This window comes from Streptomyces halobius, assembly GCF_023277745.1.
GTDB lineage: Bacteria > Actinomycetota > Actinomycetes > Streptomycetales > Streptomycetaceae > Streptomyces > Streptomyces halobius.
The window spans coordinates 1138562-1159951 of record NZ_CP086322.1 but is presented as its reverse complement, the minus strand read 5'-3'; the positions used below and the strand labels follow the sequence as shown (position 1 = coordinate 1159951).

15 protein-coding genes and 3 pseudogenes are annotated in these 21390 nt (G+C 67.1%); 10 read left to right on the top strand and 8 right to left on the bottom strand.

From position 1 onward, the window contains the following. Positions 1 to 227 precede the first annotated feature (227 nt). On the top strand, positions 228 to 890 hold the full coding sequence (locus tag K9S39_RS05555; protein WP_248868598.1) for an HAD family hydrolase: 663 nt from the start codon (positions 228 to 230) through the stop codon (positions 888 to 890). Here K9S39_RS05555 and K9S39_RS05550 read toward each other — a convergent pair. Beyond that, on the bottom strand, positions 871 to 2103 hold the full coding sequence (locus K9S39_RS05550; RefSeq protein WP_248862245.1) for a helix-turn-helix transcriptional regulator: 1233 nt from the start codon (positions 2101 to 2103) through the stop codon (positions 871 to 873). The genes K9S39_RS05555 and K9S39_RS05550 overlap by 20 nt on opposite strands. Before the next feature lie 573 nt (positions 2104 to 2676). On the opposite strand from K9S39_RS05550, the gene K9S39_RS05545 reads away from it, so the two are divergent. Beyond that, complete coding sequence (locus K9S39_RS05545) at positions 2677 to 3060, top strand: DUF6415 family natural product biosynthesis protein (protein WP_248862244.1); 384 nt, start codon at positions 2677 to 2679, stop codon at positions 3058 to 3060. Next, on the top strand, positions 3060 to 3446 hold the full coding sequence (locus K9S39_RS05540; RefSeq protein WP_248862243.1) for a recombinase family protein: 387 nt from the start codon (positions 3060 to 3062) through the stop codon (positions 3444 to 3446). Before K9S39_RS05545 ends, K9S39_RS05540 begins: the two co-directional genes overlap by 1 nt. Positions 3447 to 3501: 55 nt before the next feature. Here K9S39_RS05540 and K9S39_RS05535 read toward each other — a convergent pair. Both K9S39_RS05535 and K9S39_RS05530 read right to left on the bottom strand, forming a co-directional pair. After that, positions 3502 to 3951 (bottom strand): annotated as a pseudogene (locus tag K9S39_RS05535) (transposase); the annotation flags it as partial. Positions 3952 to 4199: 248 nt separating this feature from the next. Then, positions 4200 to 5231, bottom strand: a complete 1032-nt coding sequence (locus tag K9S39_RS05530; RefSeq protein ID WP_248862242.1) for a hypothetical protein — start codon at positions 5229 to 5231, stop codon at positions 4200 to 4202. A gap of 298 nt (positions 5232 to 5529) precedes the next feature. Here K9S39_RS05530 and K9S39_RS05525 point away from each other — a divergent pair, with 298 nt between their 5' ends. The 3 genes from K9S39_RS05525 to K9S39_RS05520 all read left to right on the top strand — a co-directional run bounded on the left by K9S39_RS05525 (position 5530) and on the right by K9S39_RS05520 (position 6768). After that, positions 5530 to 6021: a hypothetical protein gene (locus K9S39_RS05525; protein WP_248862241.1), complete on the top strand. Its 492-nt coding sequence runs from the start codon at positions 5530 to 5532 to the stop codon at positions 6019 to 6021. Positions 6022 to 6361: 340 nt separating this feature from the next. Beyond that, positions 6362 to 6487, top strand: a complete 126-nt coding sequence (locus K9S39_RS41990) for a hypothetical protein (RefSeq protein ID WP_283112285.1) — start codon at positions 6362 to 6364, stop codon at positions 6485 to 6487. Between the two features lie 104 nt (positions 6488 to 6591). Then, the gene (locus tag K9S39_RS05520; protein WP_248862240.1) at positions 6592 to 6768 is read left to right on the top strand and encodes a hypothetical protein; all 177 of its coding nucleotides are present in this window, start codon (positions 6592 to 6594) and stop codon (positions 6766 to 6768) included. A gap of 143 nt (positions 6769 to 6911) precedes the next feature. Here the strand turns inward: K9S39_RS05520 and K9S39_RS05515 are convergent, their stop codons facing one another. Both K9S39_RS05515 and K9S39_RS05510 read right to left on the bottom strand, forming a co-directional pair. Beyond that, a complete protein-coding gene (locus K9S39_RS05515) occupies positions 6912 to 7538 on the bottom strand; it encodes a transposase family protein (RefSeq protein ID WP_248862239.1) in 627 nt (208 codons plus the stop codon). Between the two features lie 266 nt (positions 7539 to 7804). Then, positions 7805 to 7969, bottom strand: coding sequence for a hypothetical protein (locus K9S39_RS05510; RefSeq protein WP_248862238.1), 165 nt, complete (start codon positions 7967 to 7969; stop codon positions 7805 to 7807). 272 nt (positions 7970 to 8241) lie between these two features. Here K9S39_RS05510 and K9S39_RS05505 point away from each other — a divergent pair, with 272 nt between their 5' ends. After that, positions 8242 to 8763 (top strand): hypothetical protein, encoded by a 522-nt coding sequence (locus K9S39_RS05505; RefSeq protein WP_248862237.1) that lies wholly within the window; start codon positions 8242 to 8244, stop codon positions 8761 to 8763. Positions 8764 to 9396: 633 nt separating this feature from the next. On the opposite strand, the gene uppS is transcribed toward K9S39_RS05505, so the two are convergent. Both uppS and K9S39_RS05495 read right to left on the bottom strand, forming a co-directional pair. Then, positions 9397 to 9897 carry a polyprenyl diphosphate synthase gene (gene uppS, locus K9S39_RS05500; protein WP_248862236.1) on the bottom strand — a complete coding sequence of 167 codons (501 nt, stop codon included), beginning with the start codon at positions 9895 to 9897 and terminating at the stop codon, positions 9397 to 9399. A 1241-nt stretch (positions 9898 to 11138) separates the two neighbouring features. Further along, on the bottom strand, positions 11139 to 11768 hold the full coding sequence (locus K9S39_RS05495) for a hypothetical protein (protein WP_248862235.1): 630 nt from the start codon (positions 11766 to 11768) through the stop codon (positions 11139 to 11141). 384 nt (positions 11769 to 12152) lie between these two features. Here K9S39_RS05495 and K9S39_RS05490 point away from each other — a divergent pair. Beyond that, positions 12153 to 12368, top strand: a pseudogene (locus tag K9S39_RS05490) (transposase); the annotation flags it as partial. 550 nt (positions 12369 to 12918) lie between these two features. Next, positions 12919 to 13224, top strand: a complete 306-nt coding sequence (locus K9S39_RS05485; RefSeq protein WP_248862234.1) for a hypothetical protein — start codon at positions 12919 to 12921, stop codon at positions 13222 to 13224. A gap of 211 nt (positions 13225 to 13435) precedes the next feature. Here the strand turns inward: K9S39_RS05485 and K9S39_RS05480 are convergent. After that, positions 13436 to 13649 (bottom strand): annotated as a pseudogene (locus tag K9S39_RS05480) (IS5/IS1182 family transposase); the annotation flags it as partial. Positions 13650 to 13808: 159 nt separating this feature from the next. Between K9S39_RS05480 and K9S39_RS05475 the strand changes: the two are divergent. Further along, a complete protein-coding gene (locus K9S39_RS05475; RefSeq protein ID WP_248862233.1) occupies positions 13809 to 21359 on the top strand; it encodes a type I polyketide synthase in 7551 nt (2516 codons plus the stop codon). Positions 21360 to 21390: the final 31 nt, after the last annotated feature.

The following is a 21390-nucleotide window of genomic DNA, read 5'->3' as shown; positions in this document are numbered from 1 at the left end:
CCACCGGACCTGCTGTGCCCCCTCGGACCAGGCTGCTTCCCGTCCACCGCTGAAAGATCAGCCCTGCCGGACAGCCTTTGGGCAGGCTCTGGCCGACGAGTCAGCCCGGACCGTGGAGATGGGGTGGTCGTTCAGACGAGTTCGGGTGAGCGGAGCGGGGCTGGAGGTGTGGCTTCCGCGAGCACGGCGTGTGACCGCTTGGCTTGGCCGGTCAGTATGGTGTTCGCATGATTCGTGCTGTGGTGTTCGATGTCGGTGAGTGCCTGGTCGACGAGACCCGGGAGTACGGCACGTGGGCTGACTGGCTCGGTGTGCCGCGGCATACCTTTGCGGCGATGTTCGGGGCAGTGATCGCGCAGGGGCGGGACTACCGCGAGGTGTTTCAGGAGTTCCAGCCGGGCTTCGACCTCTACAAGCAGCGTGAGGCGCGCGCTGCTGCGGGGCAGCCGGAGTACTTCGATGAGTCGGACCTGTACGCGGACGTCCGTCCGGCGTTGGCGCAGCTGCGGAGTGAGGGGCTGTGGCTTGGGATTGCCGGGAACCAGACCGTGCGCGCCGGGGGCATCTTGCGCGGCCTCTTCGCGGAGGACGTCGATCTGATCGGTACGTCGGACGACTGGGGCGCCAGTAAGCCGGATCCCGAGTTCTTCGTCCGCGTCGCCGCCGCGGTCCCGTTCCGGCCGGATGAGATCCTCTACGTCGGTGATCGTGTGGACAACGACCTGCGTCCTGGTGCGGCTGCCGGGATGCGTACTGTTCTTGTGCACCGCGGGCCGTGGGCCACTATCCAGTGGAACAGCCCGGAGGCGCGCGAGTTGCCGACGTTCCGCATCGAGTCGCTCTCGGAGCTTCCGGAGGCGATTGGGAAGTTCAACGCGACAGAGCGTTGACGGTCGTCGCCCAGCCGTAAAGGCGTTCATCGAGGTCTCGCACACACTGGTCGTGTTGGTGTGGGGTGAGTGCTCGGCGTACTTCTCGGATGCGGTCCATGCCGGTCGCGTACCAGGTGATCTCCAGCTGGTCGAGCGCGAGGCAGGCGTACCGGCAGGCTTCCTGCGGCTGTCCGGATGCGGCTTCGACGGCGGCCAAGTCGCCGTAGATGACGGTGCGTTGTTTGTCCTCCGTTGCCAGCATCTGGTCGAGTACGCCAGCGAGTGTTGTGCGTGCCTGTGGCAGGTGGCCGGCCTTGAGCTGGGTGTTGCCCTTGAACGCGGCCAGTCGCGCGGGACTGAACCAGTCCATCCATACCGGGGTGGGGTGCTCGGAGCACTGGGCGAGCGTTTCTTCGGCGTGTGCGATCAGGTGCAGTGCGGTGCGCGTATTCCCGCACCTGGTCTCGCACTCTGCTTCGACGGCGTTCAGCCAGGCCAGGAATTCCGCTGGGGCAGGGGCGCGCCGGGCGTAGGTCCGGGCGGCCACCATGCGCTCCATCGCGGTGTCACGGTCGCCTGCCCATCCGGGGATGAAGGCGCTGTGGGCGAGGATCGCGGACCCGAGCAGGGAATCGTTCGCCTCACCAGCGGCTTGAAGGGCGCGAAGCAGCGTGGGTCCGGCGTCGTCAGGCTCTCGAAGGTCGAAGAACTCGATGCGTCCTGCGAGCAGCCATGTCTCGGCGAGGGCGGCCGCCACAGCGCGGCGGGTTCGACCGGCGGTCTCGGCGAGCAGGGTGCAGCCGAGGTCTGCATGGGCGCCGACGGCCGGGTGGAGGGTGGTAGGGGCTACCGACCAATACAAGTGTCGATGGGAGCGGGTGACGTTCTCGTAGTCGGCCGCCACGGACGCGGGCTGCATGGTTGCGCCGGACTGTGAGGGTACGGCCGGTAGATGGCCGACCCCGCTCCGTGGAGGCACGGCGGCGCTCCGCTGCGCTGACGGCTGGTCGCGGCCGGCGGGGACGGTGAATCCCAGCGCTTCCATGGTCTGACCGGTGAGGTTCGTGAGGCGTTCTTGCATGTCGGGGTGCGGCCAGGGTGGTGTGTCAGATTCCCATCGGCGTACTTGGCGTACGTCTACGCCGAGCGCCTCGGCGAATGCCTGCTGGGTGTGGTAACCAGCGGCCACGCGGGCGGACTTGAGTCGGGTGTTTCCTGCACGTCGCACCATGCTGCACCTCAATCGGGGGTCTCTGGACAGTGTCGCTCCAGAGTCCTCATTATGGCCACCCGTCACCCAAATGGCGCCATGGAAGTCCGCTTTGACGCAGTGAAAAGTCCTTTAGAAGCCCTCGCTATCGGTGGGTGACAGGGCAACTCTTGACGCACGTTCAGTCGAGCAAGGTGCGACCAGGAGCCGCTCTATGCCCACCCCCGCCGTATGCCCTGCGCAAGCCGTCGACTGTGTGCTTCACGCCGCCGGCATCAACTGGGATGCCATTCGCGTAGAACACACCATCGGCCTCTCCGTGATGAGATCCCTCGGGTCACGGTGTGGGGCGGTGGTCGACGACCCGTACGAACGGGTTTTGTACTGGTTCGTGCCTGTTGGTGCGGCGAATGGATGGGGCTGCACCAGCACGCGAATTCTCTCGCGCGGGGCCGTCGCCCTCCCGCCGCCTCGCCGTGTGGTGGGTCCCGGCCCGCATTGGCGTGTCTGCCCCGGCGACAACAACTGGATCACCACCCCTGAACCACTGAAGGCGGCTCTCCAAGAGGCGTGTGGCGAGGCGGCGATGCGCTCATGACCACCGACCGCATCGAAACATCGACTGTCATGTCTGCCGACCTCTCGGCACCTGACCCGATCGACGAGGAAACGATCCAATCCACGATCGACCGCGCGCAGGAGCTGCGCGACGCCTCTCCTTGCGCTGATGAACTGTCCGAGTTGGAAGAGGAGTTGCGTGGACACATCGCGCGCCTTCTCCCCGAGGCCCGTAAGCCGACACGGCATCTGGGACTCGGCAGCATCGAGGAGCACCGGCTGACGGCCCGGCTCGATGCAATCGAGCGACTTACCCGGCAGGGTCCCGGGCAGGGCGCGCTCGCCGCTCACGTCCAGGTGCATCAGCTCGCGCGAGGTTGTCAGTACCTGTTGGCTCGGCACACAGCGGAGACCCGGTGATGAGAGCTATCGGACCCCCGCTGGCCTTCGTCTACGACCGGTGCGCCAGTCGCTCCCGTCGTCAGCTGGGCATGCGGCTGGCGGGCTGCCGCCATTACGCCGATCGCAGGGGCTGGGCCCTTGCCGGCCATTGGTACGACCTCGGCGACGATGCGCTCAGCGCGCACCGGCCGCAGCTTGCTGCGCTGCTGAGCGCCATGCGGGCTGAGGCGGAACATCGCGAAGTGATGTGCCTGATTCACACGTGGGAGAGGCTGGCAGCCGACGCCACACACCGTCGGCTGCTCCAACAGCGCGTCATCGAGGCCGGCGGTTGGACAGTGACGACGTTCGACGAGTCCGACCGGCCCATCCAGAGTCCTGTGTGGATCAGGGGGACCCAGTGACTCCTCAGCATCGACGCATCGTCATCTACCTGACATGCCCACCAGGTGCTTCCTGGCGCCGGGCCGTACGAGCGGTCACGCTCATGACGCGGACGACCGGGACCTCGCACGCAGGCACGAAGTCGCCGGAGGACAGGCCATGGAGACAGGGCAGGGGCAGCACTTCGCTGATCTTCGGGGACTTGCGGCACCAGGGCGGCAGGATCGCGGAGGCGAACCGCTTGCGCTCGCCGGTGGCCTCGTCGACGCGCTTGTCGTTCACCCGCGGCGCCTTCACCTCGACCACGCCAGCCGTGGTGATGACCTGCCGGGGGTGGTGATAGCCGTTGCGGACCACCAGCAGGCGCCCCGTGTCGTCGCGCTCGTCAGCTAACTCAGCTATGTCGGCGTTGACTTCGGCCTCCAGCGCAGCGGCCAACATCCGCCGTGCGCCTTCCCGAACAATCTCATCCAGAAGCGAACTGCCGCTTGGCGTGGTGCCGTCCTCGTTGACAACCGCAAGCACGGGCGTGCCTTCCCGACCGACGCGGCAATGTCGGCCTTGCTCGATGACCTATCGATCGATCCATCGGGAAGATACGCCTCCTTCCGTCAGGAGTGATCCACAGGTACTGAGCATTGCTCCGCAAGCGGTCCGGTGCCAGCCTGGTCGGCACCGGGCCCCGTCGGACGCTGCCTAGAAGGCCCCCTCTTTGGAGGGGGCCTTCGCTGCGTTTGGACAGCGCTACTCCGGTGCCAGAGCCGCCGCAAGAGTCAGGCAGCCAGGCCGGCCTTCTTCGCCATGTCCATCAGATCCGGCCTGCTTCGCTGGTGAAGGATGAACAGAACTCGAAGAACCTCCCGGCTCATGGGATGTATCTCTGCCATCTGAGGAGCAACGTTGAAGGCCGCCTTTAGTGCTTCCTCGGCTCCGGAGTAGTCCTTGAGCGCCATGCGGGCACGAGCTGTGTCGATGTAGAGTCGGCCCAGCCTCGAAGGTCGGAGGCCCCGCGGGGGAGTGTCGATCAGCGGTTGAGCCATCCGGGAAGCCTCATCAGGCTTGTCCAATTCAACGAGCGCGGCGAGATCGTACAGAGCGGCGTTGCCAGATCCGAACGTGAGGTTGTGGGCGAGGACATCCCCGCTGGGAAGTCGTTTGGCGAGAGCATTCGCCTTCTGCGAGTGCGCTTCTGTGACTGCCTTGTCCTTGTACCTGGAAGCAAGCACTACTCCACGAAGGTGGAGTGAACCCAGTGCGACAACGGAGGTCATCTCGTCAGTCATCACAGGTTCGAATTGAGTGATAGCCCGATCGATAATTGCCAACCCGTCGTCATATTGGCCTGCTGATTGATATGTTCCGGCTTCGTTCCATGCGGTAGCCGCCTCTGCTACCGGGTTCCAGGTCTGCCGTGCAGCCCATTGCTGGCGAGACACAATCATGTCAGCCAAGTCCGGTTGGACAAGGCGATGGGCAACGGCGTAAGCGCATCCATATACGTCAGCCACATTCCCCCAGGCAACCGCGTCACCGCCGGCCGCCATGGCTGTGGCGGTTGCCTGTCCCAGAAGCTTGGGAAGCATCCGCAGAAGTTCGAGGTACTTGGTGTTGGACCTCAGTTCCGCAGCCTTGCGGAGGTCTGCTTGCAACTCGTCAAGCGGCGGAACCTCTTCCTTGGGGAGAGTGTGACGCCGGACAGCGTTCCGAACATCTTCGAGAAGGTCACTCTGCTCGGACGGCCCCAGGAACGGCTGCCCATAGATCCTCGCCGTACTGACGCGAAGGGCCTTGGCGATGGATGCCACGTTGGGCGGCGTGGCTGCCCTGTCTCCGTTCTCGATCTTGCGGAGAGAGACACAGAGATGCCCGCAGTGCGGGCTAGCCTGTCCTGCCCAAGCCCCCGCGCCTTGCGTAGTACCTGGATGTTCTCGCCTGCGGCCGGCGTGCGTGTGCTGTCCATATCGTCACTCTGCCTGGCTGGATGGGGTAGGCGCCAACAAGTTCCTTCCCCCAAAGCGCAGTTGTGTCACTTTTGTGTCAACTGATCTTGGTCGCCTTCGGTTCACTCCATGTATCGACATCACAACCGAGGAGTGACGACGCATGGCTGCCCCGATGATCCGGACGCCGCATCAGGCTGTGAGGGATGTACGCCAGCGCCTGGATGATGCGCTGGACCTTGTGGGGCTCGATGCTGGACCCTCTGTGATCACCCAGAACATGGTCGAGGGGGTTATCACCAATCGAATCCGCCTCTCCACGCTCTCAATCACCCGCGCCGTCAGGCTTGTTGAGGCTATCGGCGGACGGGTACCCGGGACCCTGGGGCGCGAGGTAGCGAAGGCGCTGGACGCCGCACTGCACACGGCCGGGATCGACACGGATACGCCCTCGGCGGTCCTGTGGAACACCTGGACGGCTACCCGGATCATCCCTCCGTCGATGGATCACGCCCAGTCTGAGCTACTCGTAAGGATCATCGAGGAGGCAGCGATGAGTGGCACCACCGACGAGGTGAGCAAGAAGAACCGCGACAAGAACAAAGAGTCGTCGGGCAGCTCCGATTCGGGCAAGAACACCGGCCGGAAGGGGTAGCCATGCGCTGCCCTATGGAGATCGCTCACGAGATGCAGCGGCTGAGTCGATGGACCTACCAGTGTCAGACGCATGGTGTGACGCTCGTGTTCCACGCTCCCGGTCCGGCCAGTGAACCCCCGCCCTGTTCCCGGACCGTTGCATCGGGCTCCCCCCGCGGGGCGGGTCCAGATGACCGGGTATACGTCGCCAAGAGCAGCGGCGGCCGCTTCCACTCTGTACCGAGCTGCTACATCCTCGGCAAGTGCCCCGCGCCGGTCATATCTGTCACATCCCGTAGCAAAGCTGAGCGCGACGGCCGGAAACCGTGCGGTCACTGCGTCAAGAAGGAGTCCCGCAGATGACTGGAAGAGAACGCCGCCGGATCCACGAGGACGGCATTTTCGTAGGCGGAATCCTCCTCCTGTGCGCATGGGGAACGGTAATTCTCTTCGTCACCCTCATCGCTGCGGGAAAGCTCTCGTGAACTCCCGCCCCGGTCGGATCATCCACTTCGGCGACGTGCACAGCGCCATGGCGGACGACAAGGACCGCGAACAGGAGTAGGCAGCGATGGTCCACGGTGAGCACTTGGCGGATGACCTCATGCGCGATCACGGATTCATGCGGTGCGAGGTCACACAGGACGGAAAGCCCGTCGTCATGCGCAAGCCCGGTAGCGACCGCTGGACGGCCGTACCCCTTCGCTGGCTCACCAGTGACGCCGTGGAGACCATCAAGGCTCAGGCCGGAATCAGTCTCGTCTGACATTGCCCCGGCCCCTCGAACCCCCGGCCGGCTGTCTCAATGAGTCTTGTTCAACCTGAAATTGCTGCTCACGGGGGTGGCAGGGGGGTCGGTTCGTGTACTCGTGCTGGTCAGGAGCGGTCGTCTGGAATCAAGATCGTCTGTCAGCGCGAGACTTCGGTGTTGGTCAGCACGAGCAGGGCGCTCAGGAGCGTGGTGGCGTGACGCGCGTGCAGGCGGAGCTTGGTGAGAGTCCTCCAGTTCTTCAGGTGCGCGAAGGCGTGCTCGCAGACGGCTCGGACGGACGCGATCAGCTTGTTGACCTGTTTCTTCGCCGGGGTGCGCGGTTTTGTGCGGGCGGCTTTGTAACCGGTGATGACCACGAGGTTGTTCGGGTCGTTGTCCAGGCCCGTGAAGCCGAGGTCGCCGATGGCGCCCAGCTTGTGGGCGCGTAGCTGCTCGACGAACCGGTTGTAGCGGGCGGTGGTGATCTCCGAGGAGTGTCCCGGGCGGGCTGCGGACAGCCACAGAAGACGGCCCTTGTCATCGGTGAGTGCGAGAAAGAGCAGGCCGTGGGCCTTGTGTTTGCCGCTGTAGTTGCGTCGGTTGTCCGCTCCGGTGCGGCGCCGGGTTCGGATCAGGGTGCCATCGAACAGGACGACGTGGCCGCCCTTTCGGGTGACCTTCTTCAGCGCGCGGTCAAGGCGCGGGGCCCGCGCGGCGAGCAAGTCGATCACTTCCATCACCCAGCGGCGCACCGTGCTCGCGGAGATGCGGTTGTCGCCCGCCATGTCGGCAAGCCGCTGGTCATGACGGAGGACGGCGAGGAGGATCGTGGCGATCTGTCCGGGCGGGAGCTTGCGCCATCGCGAGCGGATGGCCGCGCAGCAGGTCGCCGATGAAGGTCAGGGTGGCCGTGGACAGCTGCAGGCTGGACTGGTAGACAACTGTCTCAGTTCCCCCGGCGGAGCTGGTTCTGTTTGACGTGCACTATCAACTCCCGTCGGGAGCACGCACGTTACGGTCGGGGCCGCATGCCGTTGCTGCCGAAGTGTGCTCACCGCGTGGTGGTGAACTTCCCGTCGGCCAGCTTGCGCAGCCAGCCCTGCTCGGCGAGCCGGTTCAGCTTCGAACGCATCGCCTCCGAGCGGGCCGGCTCCAAGGAGATTCCCAGCTCACCGCAGACCTGCTTGACCGTGACCGGCGCATCTGCCCGCCGCACCACAATCCCGTAACGACTGTGACTACTGTAGTTGGCCGTCGCCGGTGCCACCGTGTGGCTGACACGAGCGACGGATATTCGAATTAATTTCCGCTGTGCGTTCATTCAATCGGATATCGAAGGTGCGAAAGGAGTAATGCCGCCCTGTTTTAAATTGGCCTCGCCAGCAATATTCGGCCGACCGTTGACGGTACACCGGATCATGTGTCTTTATGAAGTGACGGGTTGGCAGGCATCGCCGATGTCTGCGCTCGCCCCGTAAGGAGGCCAAGATGGCACGATCGCGACTACGCCCTCGTACAGCACTCCTGACCATTCTCACCTTGCTGCTCGGCGCGTTGTCGATGCTGGTTACCGCCGCACCGGCCCATGCCGCGAGCACCTGCAACGGTTCGGCCCTCAACGGGACCTTCACGCCGGGTATCGATGCCCTGGACATGGACAACCAGTCGCTGAAGGTCACTATCACCAGCATCTCTTGTACCACCTCCAACCCGGCCATCACTTCCGGCCGGATGGAAGGCCAGGGATCAGGTCGCTTCAGCTGTACCACCGGCGAGATCAAGGGCACAGGCACCATCTTCTGGAACAACAAGTCGAAATCCACGGTGGAATGGACCCTCAGGAACGTGACCGGCGGAGTCCTCATGGAAGGAACCGTCAAGTCCGGTGAATTCAAGGGGGAGACATTTCGCGGGGTATTCGGGGCTGGAGCGGATCCGACCGAGTGCACCCAGCCGAACGGCGTGAAGTCTATCGCTGGTACTGGCACCATGAGCACGACACCGGCCTGAACCGAACCAAGTTCAGCAAACTCTGGAATCCTCAGGAACACCGCACCTGAAACCGAACGCGGCTCTGTGGTCACGGACGTGACCACAGGGCCATTGCGTGGGGATCGCCAGATGGCTGGTCGCAGTTTCTTGTGCCTTGGGGTGTGGTTAGTGTGCCTCCCCACCCATGAGGGCTAGGCGCGACATCTCCAACGCCTGTCCTGCCGATTTCATGCCAAATAGCGAAAGACATAGGTGAGTTACAGGGGAGGCCATGGGGTGGGACGTGACGTCTTCTTCGTTACGGGCGGACATGGGTGAGGCGTAGTGGCGGTCATCTGGGCCGAGGTGTGGTCAAGGATCCGGCGGACGACCTCCTGCGGGACACCCTTGTTGATCACCTGGTGCGGAGGGTCGCGATACAGCCGGAGGGGAGGGGGGAGGTGAGCCAGGCGTGCTGGTCTTCGGTCAGCCGCACGACGCGTGCAGCGGTCGTGTCCGTCACAAGATGCTCCAGGCATGGGCCGGCCCCGCCCGACAGCGTGGCAGCAGGCGGGGCCGGTGGGAGAGGTGGATCAGATGGCGATGCCGACGGGCCGGGAGAACCCGGAACCCTCCAGGTACGCGTCCAGCGCCGCGTCGAACCGGCCAGCGTCATGGGCAGCTGCGTCGATCAGCGCGGCATGTCCAGTCGAGGCTCCTGGCAGCGGCGGCTTCGGCGATGCGGCGCGCCGCGTCCACCAGCTCCGAGCGCCCCCCGTAGTTGATGCACACAGCGAGGGTGAGTCCGGTATTGCCGGCGGTCAGCCGCTCCGCTGCCTCAATTTCGGTGACCAGCTCAGGGGGCAACTCGGAAATGCGCCCCAGCCAACGAATCCGCACTCCTTGGGCGTGCAGTGCGTCCCGGCGCGGGCGCAGCATGCGCCGAATGAACGTCATGAGGAAGCGGACTTCCGCCGGCGGGCGGTTCCAGTTCTCGGTGGAGAACGCGAATACCGTCAAGTAGCGGATGCCGATCTCAGTGGCGCCCTCGACCACATCCGCCAAAGCCCGTTCCCCGACGGTGTGGCCCGCTGTGCGGGGCAGCCCGCGGGAGGTGGCCCAGCGGCCGTTGCCGTCCATGATGATGGCGACATGGCGGGGCGGTGCCGGCACCGGCTGGGCAGCGGGGGGATCCGCCGAGGAACGGGGTGTCCACGCGGGGTGGGGCGCTACCGCCGGATTGCCCGGTGATATCGATTCGGTTGTGGCTGATGGCTTCCGTCGCACAGTGCACCCCGCATGATGAGGGAGGACAACGCTATGAGCCTCGACAGTTGACGAGGAGTTCGTTCACAGGGCCCGTGCCGGGCGCGGTCAGCGCCCGGTACGGGCCCTGTGGTTGTGGCTGGACCTCGAGGTCCACGGCGCCGCGGTAGTCAACCCCACCTCGACATCGGCCGTCGTGCCCTCGGGGCGCGGCAACCGCAGCGGTCTGCCGTGCCACCACCTGGCGGGATCGCATGTCCGAGTGCTCCACATGCCGGACGACCGTCTCCCAGCTGTTGTCTAGCTGAACGACCAGTCGGCTCCAGCCCGTGTCTGTGGGGGCCACGGCCGATACGCGTCTGCGACCGGCGGTCGGTGACCGCCCGCTCGTACACACCGCCGCCGTCCACGCTGACCGCTCCACTCTCGGAGGAGTGATCGTGCCGCGCACGGCGCAACGGGCGAACGCGTACCCCCCCGGCCCAGGCCGTCCAACTCCCTATAGGAACCTGGACGTTTGTCGGGGTGGAACTCCACATCCACGTGATGGACGTCGTCCGGCGACAGCACGATCTGGCAGGAACCGTTGTGCTGCTTGCGCAGCGCGCCGATGCCGCTGTAGCCGATTTCCAGTCGCTCGCGTTCCACGGCCATGGACCTGGGCAGCAGGGCTGCAGGCATCAGGCGGTATCGGTCGCCCGTCGGCGAGTGCTTCGAGCAAGGCCGCCCGAATCCGTGCGTCCATCACCACATCATCCGCTGTGACCGCCCGTATGGCCACGACCGCCGTGTCATCCAGCCACGGGCCGGCAACAGGCGCCTGCCGTCCAGTCCCGCTCAGGGCCACTGCAGCGCGTGCCACGCGACGGCCGTTCGCCGGCGGCCTCTTTGGCCGTCCCCTGAGAAACGTCACAGAGACCGTGAGCGGATCCAGCCCTGGCCCGGTCAACGAGCAGCAGAACGAGAGCACCGCTCCAGCCCTGGGTCGGCCGCACGCACGCTGCTGTCCTCAGGCATGGCAGACCTTCTTTGAGGAAGACGTCGCTGCTGACCTCACCAGCCGGTTTGCGTCGCTGGGCACCGAAGCGTGTGCCGGCGGTGCCGGGCGTCGGCTCGCCGGCGCCCGGCACACGCCCCATGGCGGCGGATCAGGAGGCCCCGGTGGCCGATCCCGAGCCTGTACCGCTGGCACCGTCGAAGGTCCCTTGTTCCACACAGTTGGCCTGGACCTCTTCGAGCGCTGTCCCGATTCCGTCCAACACGGCTCCAGCGTAGGCACCACTGGTGATGGAACCCTCGGTGATGCCGCCCGTGATGCCGCGGTCGGCCGTGGCCACCCACTCCACCGTGAGCTCTACCGTGCTGGTCTGCCCGGACGGCCACTTGATCGTCCCGGTGACCTGGGTTGTCGCGTTGGCGCAGTTGTTCCGGTCGATGGTGAACGTGACGACACCTTTGGCCTTGCCGTTCTCCGTGCCGGAAACCTCACAGTTTCCGGTCCCGCGATACTTGACGGGCTTACCCGGCTCGTGCGCGTCCTGGGTGACCGCGACGCTCCCCATGCCATTGACGCACCTGATGGAGACGACCGATGTGCCGTGTGACGACTGCGACGACGCGGCCGGGGCACCTGCGGCCAGGACCGCGGTACCGGCCAAAGCTGCGAACAGTCCATAGATGCCTGCGTAGGTGAAGCGACGCCGCCATCCGCGTGCGGAGCCCCTCGTCTCGGCGGCGTTTTCCACCACGCCGCTGTGGTCCTTTTCTTCGGCTGACATACCACCCTCCCGGTATCACTGACAGTGGCAAAACCCCCCGAACCCGCCCTGATGGATTCGAGGAATGAGAGGTGAATGAGAAACATGGGTTCACACACCTCACAGCCGTCAATCGCCGCCGCGACAGAGCGACGGCAAGAGCGACGCCGTCCAGTCTAATATCAGACATGGACCTTTTAACACAGGGAAAACATGTAGAACTTCTTTTCGAATTCCCCTCAACTGGTAAGGAACTGCTGGAATTTAACAAAAGAATCCAGCGTTACGGGAACCTAAAAAGGTGAGAGTTGAGGCCGGAGGGCCCCGAAAGGAGAACTGTTCTATTGCTCAGCCACACTGGCCACTTGACCGTGCCTTATGTGGTGAGGCGGACGATGATCCGTATATGGGCGGGATACGTGGAGTTGAATTGTGGGAGATCACGAAGCCGTTGATCCCGTCGTCGAAGGTGTGGCCACGGGCGGCGGGACACAGGACATGCCTGATGAGACGGCATTCGCAGCGATCGCCTACCTGCTGGGCAGCGGCTGCGCCTGGCGAGCTTTGCCGCCGTGCTTCGGGATATCGAAATCGGCCGCTCATCGCCGGTTCATGATCTGGTTGCTGCACGCCTCGGAAACCACATGACGGTACCCGTCGTAGATCTCGCACGCTGACGGGAGATTCTCGACCATGGCAGGTTGAATCGGTGCGGGCCCCTCCCTCGTCTGTGCGACGTGCTCACGCCTCGACCGCGTCAGCAGCCCCACCGACACCGAATCCGGCAACCGCGCATCAGGCGATGGCTTCACCCACCCAGCACGCGGCATGTCACGAGGATACTCAGAAATTATTATCTGAACAGTACGATAGGCCAAGTCCGTGATGGCTGCTCGATCTAAGGGCGCGGGAACTGCTGTAAGCCTGGTCCGCACTTCTTTGCGCCCCGTCCATTCATCTGGCCAGAGACCGGCAACCTGCTCACAATCTTTGTAGCGGGAAATTCACCGATCTAGAGGAGTCGTCATGCGGCGGATACGAAACTTGGTCGCGCTTCCATCGATCCTGGTGACCACCGCTTTCGCAACCGCGCTGGCCTTTGCTCCGGCAGCCTCAGCCAACCCAGTGAGCGCACCGGCTCTCAGTGTCCAGGGCTGCAACCAGAATCCCGATGGCAGCTCACGTGCCCAGCGGTGTGATCACCATTGAGGGCGTCGGCAGCGGCTCGTGTACCGGGACCTTCGGCCTGTTCGGCACCACGCTGTCAGGTAACGGCACCTGCTCCGGTAGCGGCGCCGCCGGTCCGTTCACCGGCTCGTTCACCACCTCCGGCTCCGGATCCATCAGCGCCGGCCCGCCCCCGGTCATCACCGGAAGCGGCAGCGGGACGAGCACAACCTCCCCGGGCGGAACCCACGGGTGCAGCATGACCGTCGACAGCCGCAACATCCCGCCCTTCACACTCACATGTACCTGATAGGTGCGACACACACCTCGCCGCGACTCGGACGCTGCAAAGAATGATGGAGATCTACTGACCTGAGTCAGAGACTCTCTGGTCGTTCTCGGGAGCTGTCTGGGCTTACGGAAGGACAGGCTTCCTCGTGCAGGGCCTGGACCACGCGAGCGTAAGCCGTCTCGCTGGCGACTGACGTCCTGACAGAGAACACTAACGCGTGTCCGGTGAGTCACGCTCGCAGCCACAGACGCACCGTTGCGGAGGGTGACGGAGCCCTGAGATACATAGGCCCTTTTGTCGCACCTGGTCACTCCGGCCCGAAAAGTCCTTGAGCGCATTGATGCTCCGCCAGTTTTCGTTCCTGCGCGCGTACAACTCCCGCTGGAAACCAGGGGCCTGCCGCCTGAGCTGCCACGGTTGCGGCGGTGGGACCGCTGGTCACGACGCGCATTGCACTGTCGGCACCCCTGGGCAGCGGTGGTGCCGAGCCATGCAAGTCTCCGTCTCCGAGGGCACGCCTTTGACATGGGAGGAGTGGCGGAGCCTTCAGAGCCGCTGGTTTCCCGCTCTGTAGACCCCCGGCACCACGTAAGGAAACGCATATGAGCGCCATCAACGTCCCTGGCCGGTTCCAGCCGATCGCCATTGTGGGAGCCGCATGCCGATTGCCTGGTGACATCGGCGATTTGGACGGGTTGTGGCAAGCGCTGGAAGAGGGCCGGGACCTGGTCGGTGAAGCGCCCGCCGAACGGTTCGACGCCAGCCGGTTCATCGATACGAGCATGCCGCGCGCTGGCAAGAGCTACACCGCTGCGGGCGGTTTCCTGTCCGATGTCGCCTCCTTCGATGCCGAGTACTTCGGTATTACGCCGAAGGAGGCCGTGCAGATGGACCCCCAGCACCGGCTGCTGCTGGAGCTGGCGGTGGAGGCGTTGGACGACGCTGCGATCGCCTCGCGAGCGCTGGCGGGTTCGGACACCGCGGTCTACATCGGGATCAGTGACGCCTCGTACGGTGCTCTGCAGATGATGAGGCTGCGCTCGGTGAACGCCTACACCATGGCGGGGGCCGCGTCCTCGCTGGCGGCGAATCGCCTCTCGCACTGCCTGGACCTGCGCGGCCCCAGTATGGCGATCGATACGGCCTGCTCGTCCTCGCTGGTGGCGCTGGACCGCGCGTGCCGCACGCTGTGGGACGGGACCAGTCGTACGGCGCTGGCCGGGGGTGCGAACGTGCTGCTCAGCCCGTATCACTATGTGGGGTTTTCGCAGGCGTCCATGCTCTCGAAGCAGGGCAAGTGCGCGGCTTTCTCCGCCGAGGCGGATGGTTTTGTACGGGCCGAGGGCGGCGGGCTGGTGGTCCTCAAGAGGCTGGCGGACGCGCAGGTCGACGGTGACCGGGTGCACGGGGTGATCCTCGGCAGCGGCGCTAACAACGACGGCCGCACCGCCGGCGTCTCCCTGCCCAACCCCGAAGCTCAGGAAGACCTGTTGCGCGAGCTGTACGACCAAACAGGCATCCTGCCGGATGAGTTGGTGTATCTGGAGGCGCACGGCACCGGCACTCTGGTCGGGGATCCGTCCGAGTGCCGCGCCATCGGGGGCGCGCTGGCGGCCCGTCGGCGGGCGGGGGTGTTGCCGATCGGGTCGGTGAAGTCGAACCTGGGCCACCTGGAACCCGCCTCCGGCATCGCCGGGCTGCTCAAGGCGCTGCTGGTGCTGCGCCACGGCACCGCGCCGGCTTCGCTGCACACCCAGCCGGCCAATCCTGACATCGATTTCGCCGGACTGAACCTGGCACCGGTGGCGAACGCTCTGCCGCTACCGGCCTCGTCGCGCCCGGTGGTGGGCGTCAACTCCTTTGGCTTCGGCGGTGCCAACGCCCACGTCATCGTCAGCGCCGCCCCGGCGGTACCGGACGGCGCGGGCACAGCGGATGAGGCCACGGGCGCAGCCCGGCCGGTGTTGGTATCGGCGCGTACCCCGCAGGCGCTCCGCGAGGCGGTGGCCCGCATGGCCGAGCGGCTGGCGCAGACCGGGCCGGATCGGTTCTACGACCTCGCCTACACCGCGACCATGCGACGCGGCGCGCACCGGCACCGGGCGGTAGTGATCGCGGACGGGCCGGGGGAGGCGGCCGACCGGCTGGCGGCGGTGTTCCCGGGAGAAGAGGCCGAGGAGGCGCACGGGGAGAGCGGCGGGGCGGTCGCAGAGGCGACGGAGCACGGCCGGGTGGCGTTTGTCTTCTCCGGCAATGGGTCGCAGTGGGCGGGCATGGGCGCCGACCTCGTGGACGGTGACGGGCCCTTCTCCGCAGCCCTCGCGGCCGTGGATGCGGCGCTGCTGCCGCATCTGGGCTGGTCGGTGGCGGAGAAGCTGGGCACGGTCACCCAGGCTGAGTTGGCGGCGACCGAGGTCGCCCAGCCGTTGCTGTTCGCCGTGCAGGTCGCCGTGGCGGCCGTGCTGCGTGAGCGCGGTATCACCCCGTCCGCCGTGCTGGGGCACAGCGTGGGCGAGGTGGCCGCCGCCCATGTGGCTGGGGCACTGAGCCTTGCGCAGGCGGCGCGGGTCATCGCGGAGCGCTCCCGCGCCCAGGCGGGAACGGCCGGTTGCGGCCGGATGGCGGCCCTCGCTCTGCCGCAGGCAAAGGCCGCCGAGGTCCTCGCCGGCTACCCGGAGTTGGCGGTGGCGGCGGTCAACTCGGACCGGGACGTGACCATCTCAGGACCCGAACCCCAACTGCTGTGCCTGGCCGCCGAGATGCGCGCCCAGGACACCGCCTGCACCGTGCTGGAGCTGAACTACGCCTTCCACAGCGCCGCCATGGATTCCCTCCGCGAGCCGCTGCTGCGGGCCCTGGACGGCTTGGCGCCCTCACCGACCCGCGTGCCGCTGTACTCCACGGTGACGGGACAGCGAATCGACGGCACCGAGCTGGATGCCGCCTACTGGTGGCGGAACGAGCGCGAGCCCGTGCAGTTCGCTTCCGCGGTCGACGCCACCGTGGAGCACGGTGTGGACATCTTCGTGGAGGTCGGGCCGCACCCGGTCCTGCGGCCGTATCTGCGCCGGGCCACCGGTCGCACTCGCGCCCGGACCTTGGCCGTCGTGCCCACGCTGCGGCGCGCGACGGACGGCGGCCCGGCACTGCACGAGGCAGTTGAGGCGACGATGGCCGCCGGCGCCGACATCGACTGGACGGGGTACTTCCCCCGCCCGGGCCGGGTGGTGGACCTCCCCGCCTACCCCTGGCAGCGCGAGCGCCACTGGAACGGCACCCCGCACGACTGGGTGCGCAGCAGCGGCGACGGCCAGGTGGAGCACCCCCTGCTGGGGGAGCGGATGCCCGGCCCGCACCCGGTGTGGCACGGCGCCGTCGAGCCGGCGCTGGTGCCGTGGATGGCCGATCACAAGCTGGCCGGGTCGGTCGTCGTGCCCGCCGCCGCGTATCTGGAGATGGTCCTGGCGGCGGGCGAGCGGGCGCTGGGGACGGCGGTGTCGGTGGACCGTATGGACATCAGCAGCCCGCTGACCGTGCCCTGGGCCGAAGCCTCCAGCGTCCACACTCAGCTCGCACTGAACCCGGATGACGGAGTGGTGACCATCTCCAGCACCGACGAGGGCGCCCGCGATCCGCGGCCGCACGTGCGCGCCCGAGTCCGTCAACGCATCGGCAGCGCCCCCGGCCCCGTGGACCTGACCGGCCCCCGGGCCCGCTGCACGCGCCACATCGCCGCCGCCGACCAGTACACGGCGCTGGCGCAGCGAGGGCTGATGTACGGTCCCATGTTCCAGGTGCTGACCGAGCTCCACGTAGGGTCGGGCGAGGTGCTGGCCGCCTACCAACAGACCGACACAAGGCAACAGTTCACGGCGGACCCCCGACTGCTCGACGGCGCGCTCCAGGCCGGTGCACCGCTGGTGGAGGGGATCACGGCCGATGGCGATGCCTACCTGCCGTCGGCCTTCGAAGCCGTGCGCGTCTGGCGTGCTCCCGCCGCCAAGGGCTTTGTGCACGTACGCGAGCGGTCCTGTGCCCCGGCTGAGGTGTGCTGGGACATCACTGTCACCGACGAGGACGGCACGGTCACCGTCGAGCTGGAAGGCTGCCGGCTGCGCCGCTTCACCAGCCCCGTGCACGCACCGGTGACCCGGCATCACACCGTGCTCCGCGCTGCCCCGCATACCGACACCCCGGCCGCGCCGAGCCCGCTGCCCGCCTCCCGGCAGATCGTCGATGCGTGCGAGGAATGGATCGGGGAACTGCGCCGGGCCTGGCGGCCGTTGAGGGGCGCCGAGGTGGTGGAATGGGCCCAGGAGGCCCTCGCCACATTTTTCGCGGGAGCCGTGGCGGACCTCCTGCCCGATCCTGCCGAGCCCTTCACAGTGGCGGAGCTGACCGCTGCAGGCGTGCTGGAGAAGCACATTCCCCTGTTGGAGCTGGAGCTGCCGGTCCTGGAGCGGCACGGTTTCGTCACCCGCACGGCACCTGGCCACTGGAAGCTGACGTCCGCCGAACGTCCGTCTCCGGACACACTCAACACAGGATTGTCGGAGTTTCCCGCCTTCGGTAACGAGGTAGCGCTGGGGGCGCGCAATGGTGCGCAGATCATGCCGCTGCTCCGCGGAGAATGCGACCCGCTGGAGACGCTGACCGGCGAGGGCGCGGGATACATTCTGGAGCTGTTCTACGACACCGCGCCCTTCTGCCGCTTCCACAACCGCATCGCACAGGCCCTGGTCGGCGAAATGGCGCGGCGCTGGCCGGCCGACCGCCCGCTGCGCGTCCTCGAAGTCGGCGCCGGCACCGGCGGCCTGGCCAGCGCCCTGCTCCCCGTTCTGCCGGCCGACCGCACCACGTACCTCTACACAGACCTGTCCGCGTTCTTCCTCTCGCCCGCCCAACAGCGCTTCGCGCGTTACGACTTCGTGCAGTACCGCACCTTCGATCTCGACGTGGATCCACAAGAGCAGGACCTGGCCGAGGGCGGCTTCGACCTCGTGGTCGCCGCCAACGCCCTGCACACCTGCAAGGACCTCACCGCCACCCTGGAGCGGATCGCCGCCCTCCTGGCCCCCGGTGGCCGTCTGCTGAGCTTCGAGACCCATAACCCTGCGATGCTGCTCCCCTGGTTCTGGGCCGTGGACGGCTTCTGGCACCACCACACCGACCGTGAGCTGCGCCCGCGCTCCGGCCTGCTGCCCCGGGAGGAATGGCCGCCGCTGCTGGAGCGGTGCGGCTTCACCGACATCGTCCAGACCGGGGACGACTGCGCGTCGGACCTCACCTCCGCCTCCGTCGTGCTGGCCACCGCTCCCCAAAGGCCTCGTGCACTGCCGCCCGCACCTCCCGCCGGTCCGGAAAGCGCGGCTTTCGTCATCGTCACGGAAAAGCCCGCCGAGGAGCCGCTCGCCGACTCCGTAGCGGAGCTGCTCGCCGCCGGCGGACGGCATACGGTGCGCCTCGTCCAGGCCGATGAGGACGTACAGGAGTGGCAACGCGGCATCGGTAAGACGGTCGAGGAGCTCCACCTGGTGCTGATCCTGGCCGACAGCGCACCCTCCGACGTGGGCGAACTCACCGAACACACCGCCCAACGGGCCACTGTGCTGCGCAGCTTGGCGCAGGCCCATGAAGGCCGCCTCCCGCACCGCCGCACGTCGCTGTGGCTGGTGACCCGTCCCAGCGGCGCCCTCCCCGCTCCCGAGCGCGCCCAGGCCCCCGCTGACGCCGCGGCCTGGGGCATCGCCCGCACACTGGACAACGAGTACCCGGACCTGGCCGTCCGGCGTATCAGCTTCCACCGGTCCGACGAGCCGTCCGCCGACGCATACCGGCTGGCCTGCGAACTGCTCGCGCCCTCGGACGAAGACGAGATCCTCCTCACCCGCGGAGGACGCTTCGTCCCCCGCGAGATGCCGCTACCCGCCACGCCCGCCCGTGCCGCGGACCACTACGCCCTGGACGTCCACAGCCCCGGCCTCTCCTACACCCTCGGCTGGAAGGCGGCCGAGCCCCGGGAACCAGGCGCCGGGGAGATCACGGTGGCCGTGCGGGCCGCCGCGCTGAACTATCGCGACATCATGTACGTAACGGGACTGCTGCCGGCCGAAGCCAGCGAAGGGACCCCGGCCGCGACACCCGGACTGGAGTGCACCGGCATCGTCACCGCCGTGGGGCCCGGTGTCAGCACACCGGCCGTCGGCGACCGCGTCTTCGGCCTGGCGCCCGCGGCACTAGCCTCCCACGTAACCACCCCGGCCCAGGGGCTGCAGCACATCCCTGACGGCATGAGCTTCGAGGCCGCGGCGACCCTTCCGGTCGCCTTCACCACCGTGCACTACAGCCTGGAGCACCTAACCCGGCTCCGGCCAAGAGAGACGGTCCTGGTCCACGGCGGCGCCGGCGGTGTCGGGCTGGCCACACTCCAATTCGCCCGAACGCGCGGTGCGCACATCATCGCCACCGCGGGCAACGAGACCAAACGCGACCTGCTGCGTTCCCTCGGCGCCCAGCAGGTGCTGGACTCCCGCAGCCTCGACTTCGCTAGTGAGGTCAAGCCCCTCACCGGTGGGCACGGCGTCGATGTCGTCGTCAACTCCCTCGCCGGCGAAGCCATCGGCCGCAGCCTGGAACTGCTGCGCCCCGGCGGCCGGTTCATCGAATTGGGCAAGCGCGACATCTACGAGAACAAACCCCTCTCCCTCGCCCCGTTCCGCAACGACCTCGCCTTCTTCGGCGTCGACCTGCTCTCCCTGACGCACCGGCCCGACGAGGCACTCGCCCTGGTCGAGGAGGTCGGCGAGCGCGTGCGCAGCGGTGCCTACCGGCCCCTGCCGCACACCGTGTACCCGGCGGCCCGGGTGCGTGAGGCGTTCGAGCTGATGCAGCACTCCCGCCACATCGGCAAGGTCGTGGTCGCCTTCGACCCCCTCGACGAACCCGTCACCGTCGCAGCCGACCCCGCCCGGCCCACCCTGGACCCGCAGGGCACCTACCTCATCACCGGCGGGCTCAGCGGCTTCGGGGCAGCCACCGCACACTGGCTGGCCGACCGAGGAGCCCGCCACCTCGTCCTGGTCAGCCGGCGTGGGGCGGCCGCCCCCGAGGCCCCCTCCCTTCTCGACGCACTGACCCGGCGCGGAGTCCACGCGACCGCGCAGGCGACCGACTGCACGGACATGGAGGCCATGCGGACCCTGCTCGACGGCATCGACGCCAAAGGACATCCGCTGCGCGGCGTGGTGCACTGCGCCATGCACCTCGACGACGCACCCCTGAGCGAGCTGTCCGAAGAGCGCTTCGCGGCCGTGCTGGCCCCCAAAGCGGGCGGTGCACTGGTGCTGGACCAGCTCACCCGCGACCGCCGGCTCGACCTGTTCCTCCTCATCTCCTCCAGCGCCGCGTACGCCGGCAACGTACACCAGGCCCCGTACGTCGCGGGCAACCTCTTTGTCGAAGCCCTGGTACGGCAGCGGCGCGCAGCCGGTCTCCCGGCCCAGGCCATCGCCTGGGGAGCACTCGGCGAAACCGGATACGTCATCCGCAACGACCTGACCGCCCAGCTCTCCGCCCTCGGCCTGGAACCCCTCAGCCTCCGCGACGCGTTCGCCACCCTCGACGATCTGCTCACCCGCGACACCCCGGTGACCGGAGCGGGCCGCTACAACTGGGGCCGGACCCGCGATCTCCTCCCCACCCTCAACGCCCCACGCCACAGCCTGCTACTGCCTTCGTCCAGCGAGACGCGCGGCCGATCCCGCGAAGAGATCCTCGCCGCGCTGGCTGCCCTGCCCCCCGAACAGGCCCGCGCCGCGGTACAGGACGCCATCACCCAGCTGCTGGCCAAGGTCATGCAGATGGACCCGGACACCCTGGACCCGCACCGCAGACTGGACGAGTACGGGATCGACTCCCTCATGGCCGCCGAACTCCTCACGTCAATGCGCCACCAATTCGACGTCGACATCCCCCCGATGGAACTCCTGCGCAGCGGCCGCACCATCGACGGCCTCACCACCCTGCTGCACCTGCACCTCGGCCTGAACGACGGCCAGGCGTCAGCCGCCACCGAGCCCACAGCCGCGGCCGCCGACCCGTCCACCCAGCCGTCCGCCACTCCCGCACATCCCGCGCCGCACCCCCAGCGCTGAACACTCCGGAACCTCTGCCGGAAGCGCACCC

What these genes read in the sequence shown, in the direction of transcription:
- K9S39_RS05555 (WP_248868598.1), top strand. Translation starts at nt 228, where the DNA reads ATGATTCGTGCTGTGGTGTTCGATGTCGGTGAGTGCCTGGTCGACGAG.
- K9S39_RS05550 (WP_248862245.1), bottom strand. Translation starts at nt 2,103, where the DNA reads ATGGTGCGACGTGCAGGAAACACCCGACTCAAGTCCGCCCGCGTGGCC.
- K9S39_RS05545 (WP_248862244.1), top strand. Translation starts at nt 2,677, where the DNA reads ATGACCACCGACCGCATCGAAACATCGACTGTCATGTCTGCCGACCTC.
- K9S39_RS05540 (WP_248862243.1), top strand. Translation starts at nt 3,060, where the DNA reads ATGAGAGCTATCGGACCCCCGCTGGCCTTCGTCTACGACCGGTGCGCC.
- K9S39_RS05525 (WP_248862241.1), top strand. Translation starts at nt 5,530, where the DNA reads ATGGCTGCCCCGATGATCCGGACGCCGCATCAGGCTGTGAGGGATGTA.
- K9S39_RS41990 (WP_283112285.1), top strand. Translation starts at nt 6,362, where the DNA reads ATGACTGGAAGAGAACGCCGCCGGATCCACGAGGACGGCATTTTCGTA.
- K9S39_RS05515 (WP_248862239.1), bottom strand. Translation starts at nt 7,538, where the DNA reads ATGGCGGGCGACAACCGCATCTCCGCGAGCACGGTGCGCCGCTGGGTG.
- K9S39_RS05505 (WP_248862237.1), top strand. Translation starts at nt 8,242, where the DNA reads ATGGCACGATCGCGACTACGCCCTCGTACAGCACTCCTGACCATTCTC.
- K9S39_RS05495 (WP_248862235.1), bottom strand. Translation starts at nt 11,768, where the DNA reads ATGTCAGCCGAAGAAAAGGACCACAGCGGCGTGGTGGAAAACGCCGCC.
- K9S39_RS05485 (WP_248862234.1), top strand. Translation starts at nt 12,919, where the DNA reads ATGGCAGCTCACGTGCCCAGCGGTGTGATCACCATTGAGGGCGTCGGC.
- K9S39_RS05475 (WP_248862233.1), top strand. Translation starts at nt 13,809, where the DNA reads ATGAGCGCCATCAACGTCCCTGGCCGGTTCCAGCCGATCGCCATTGTG.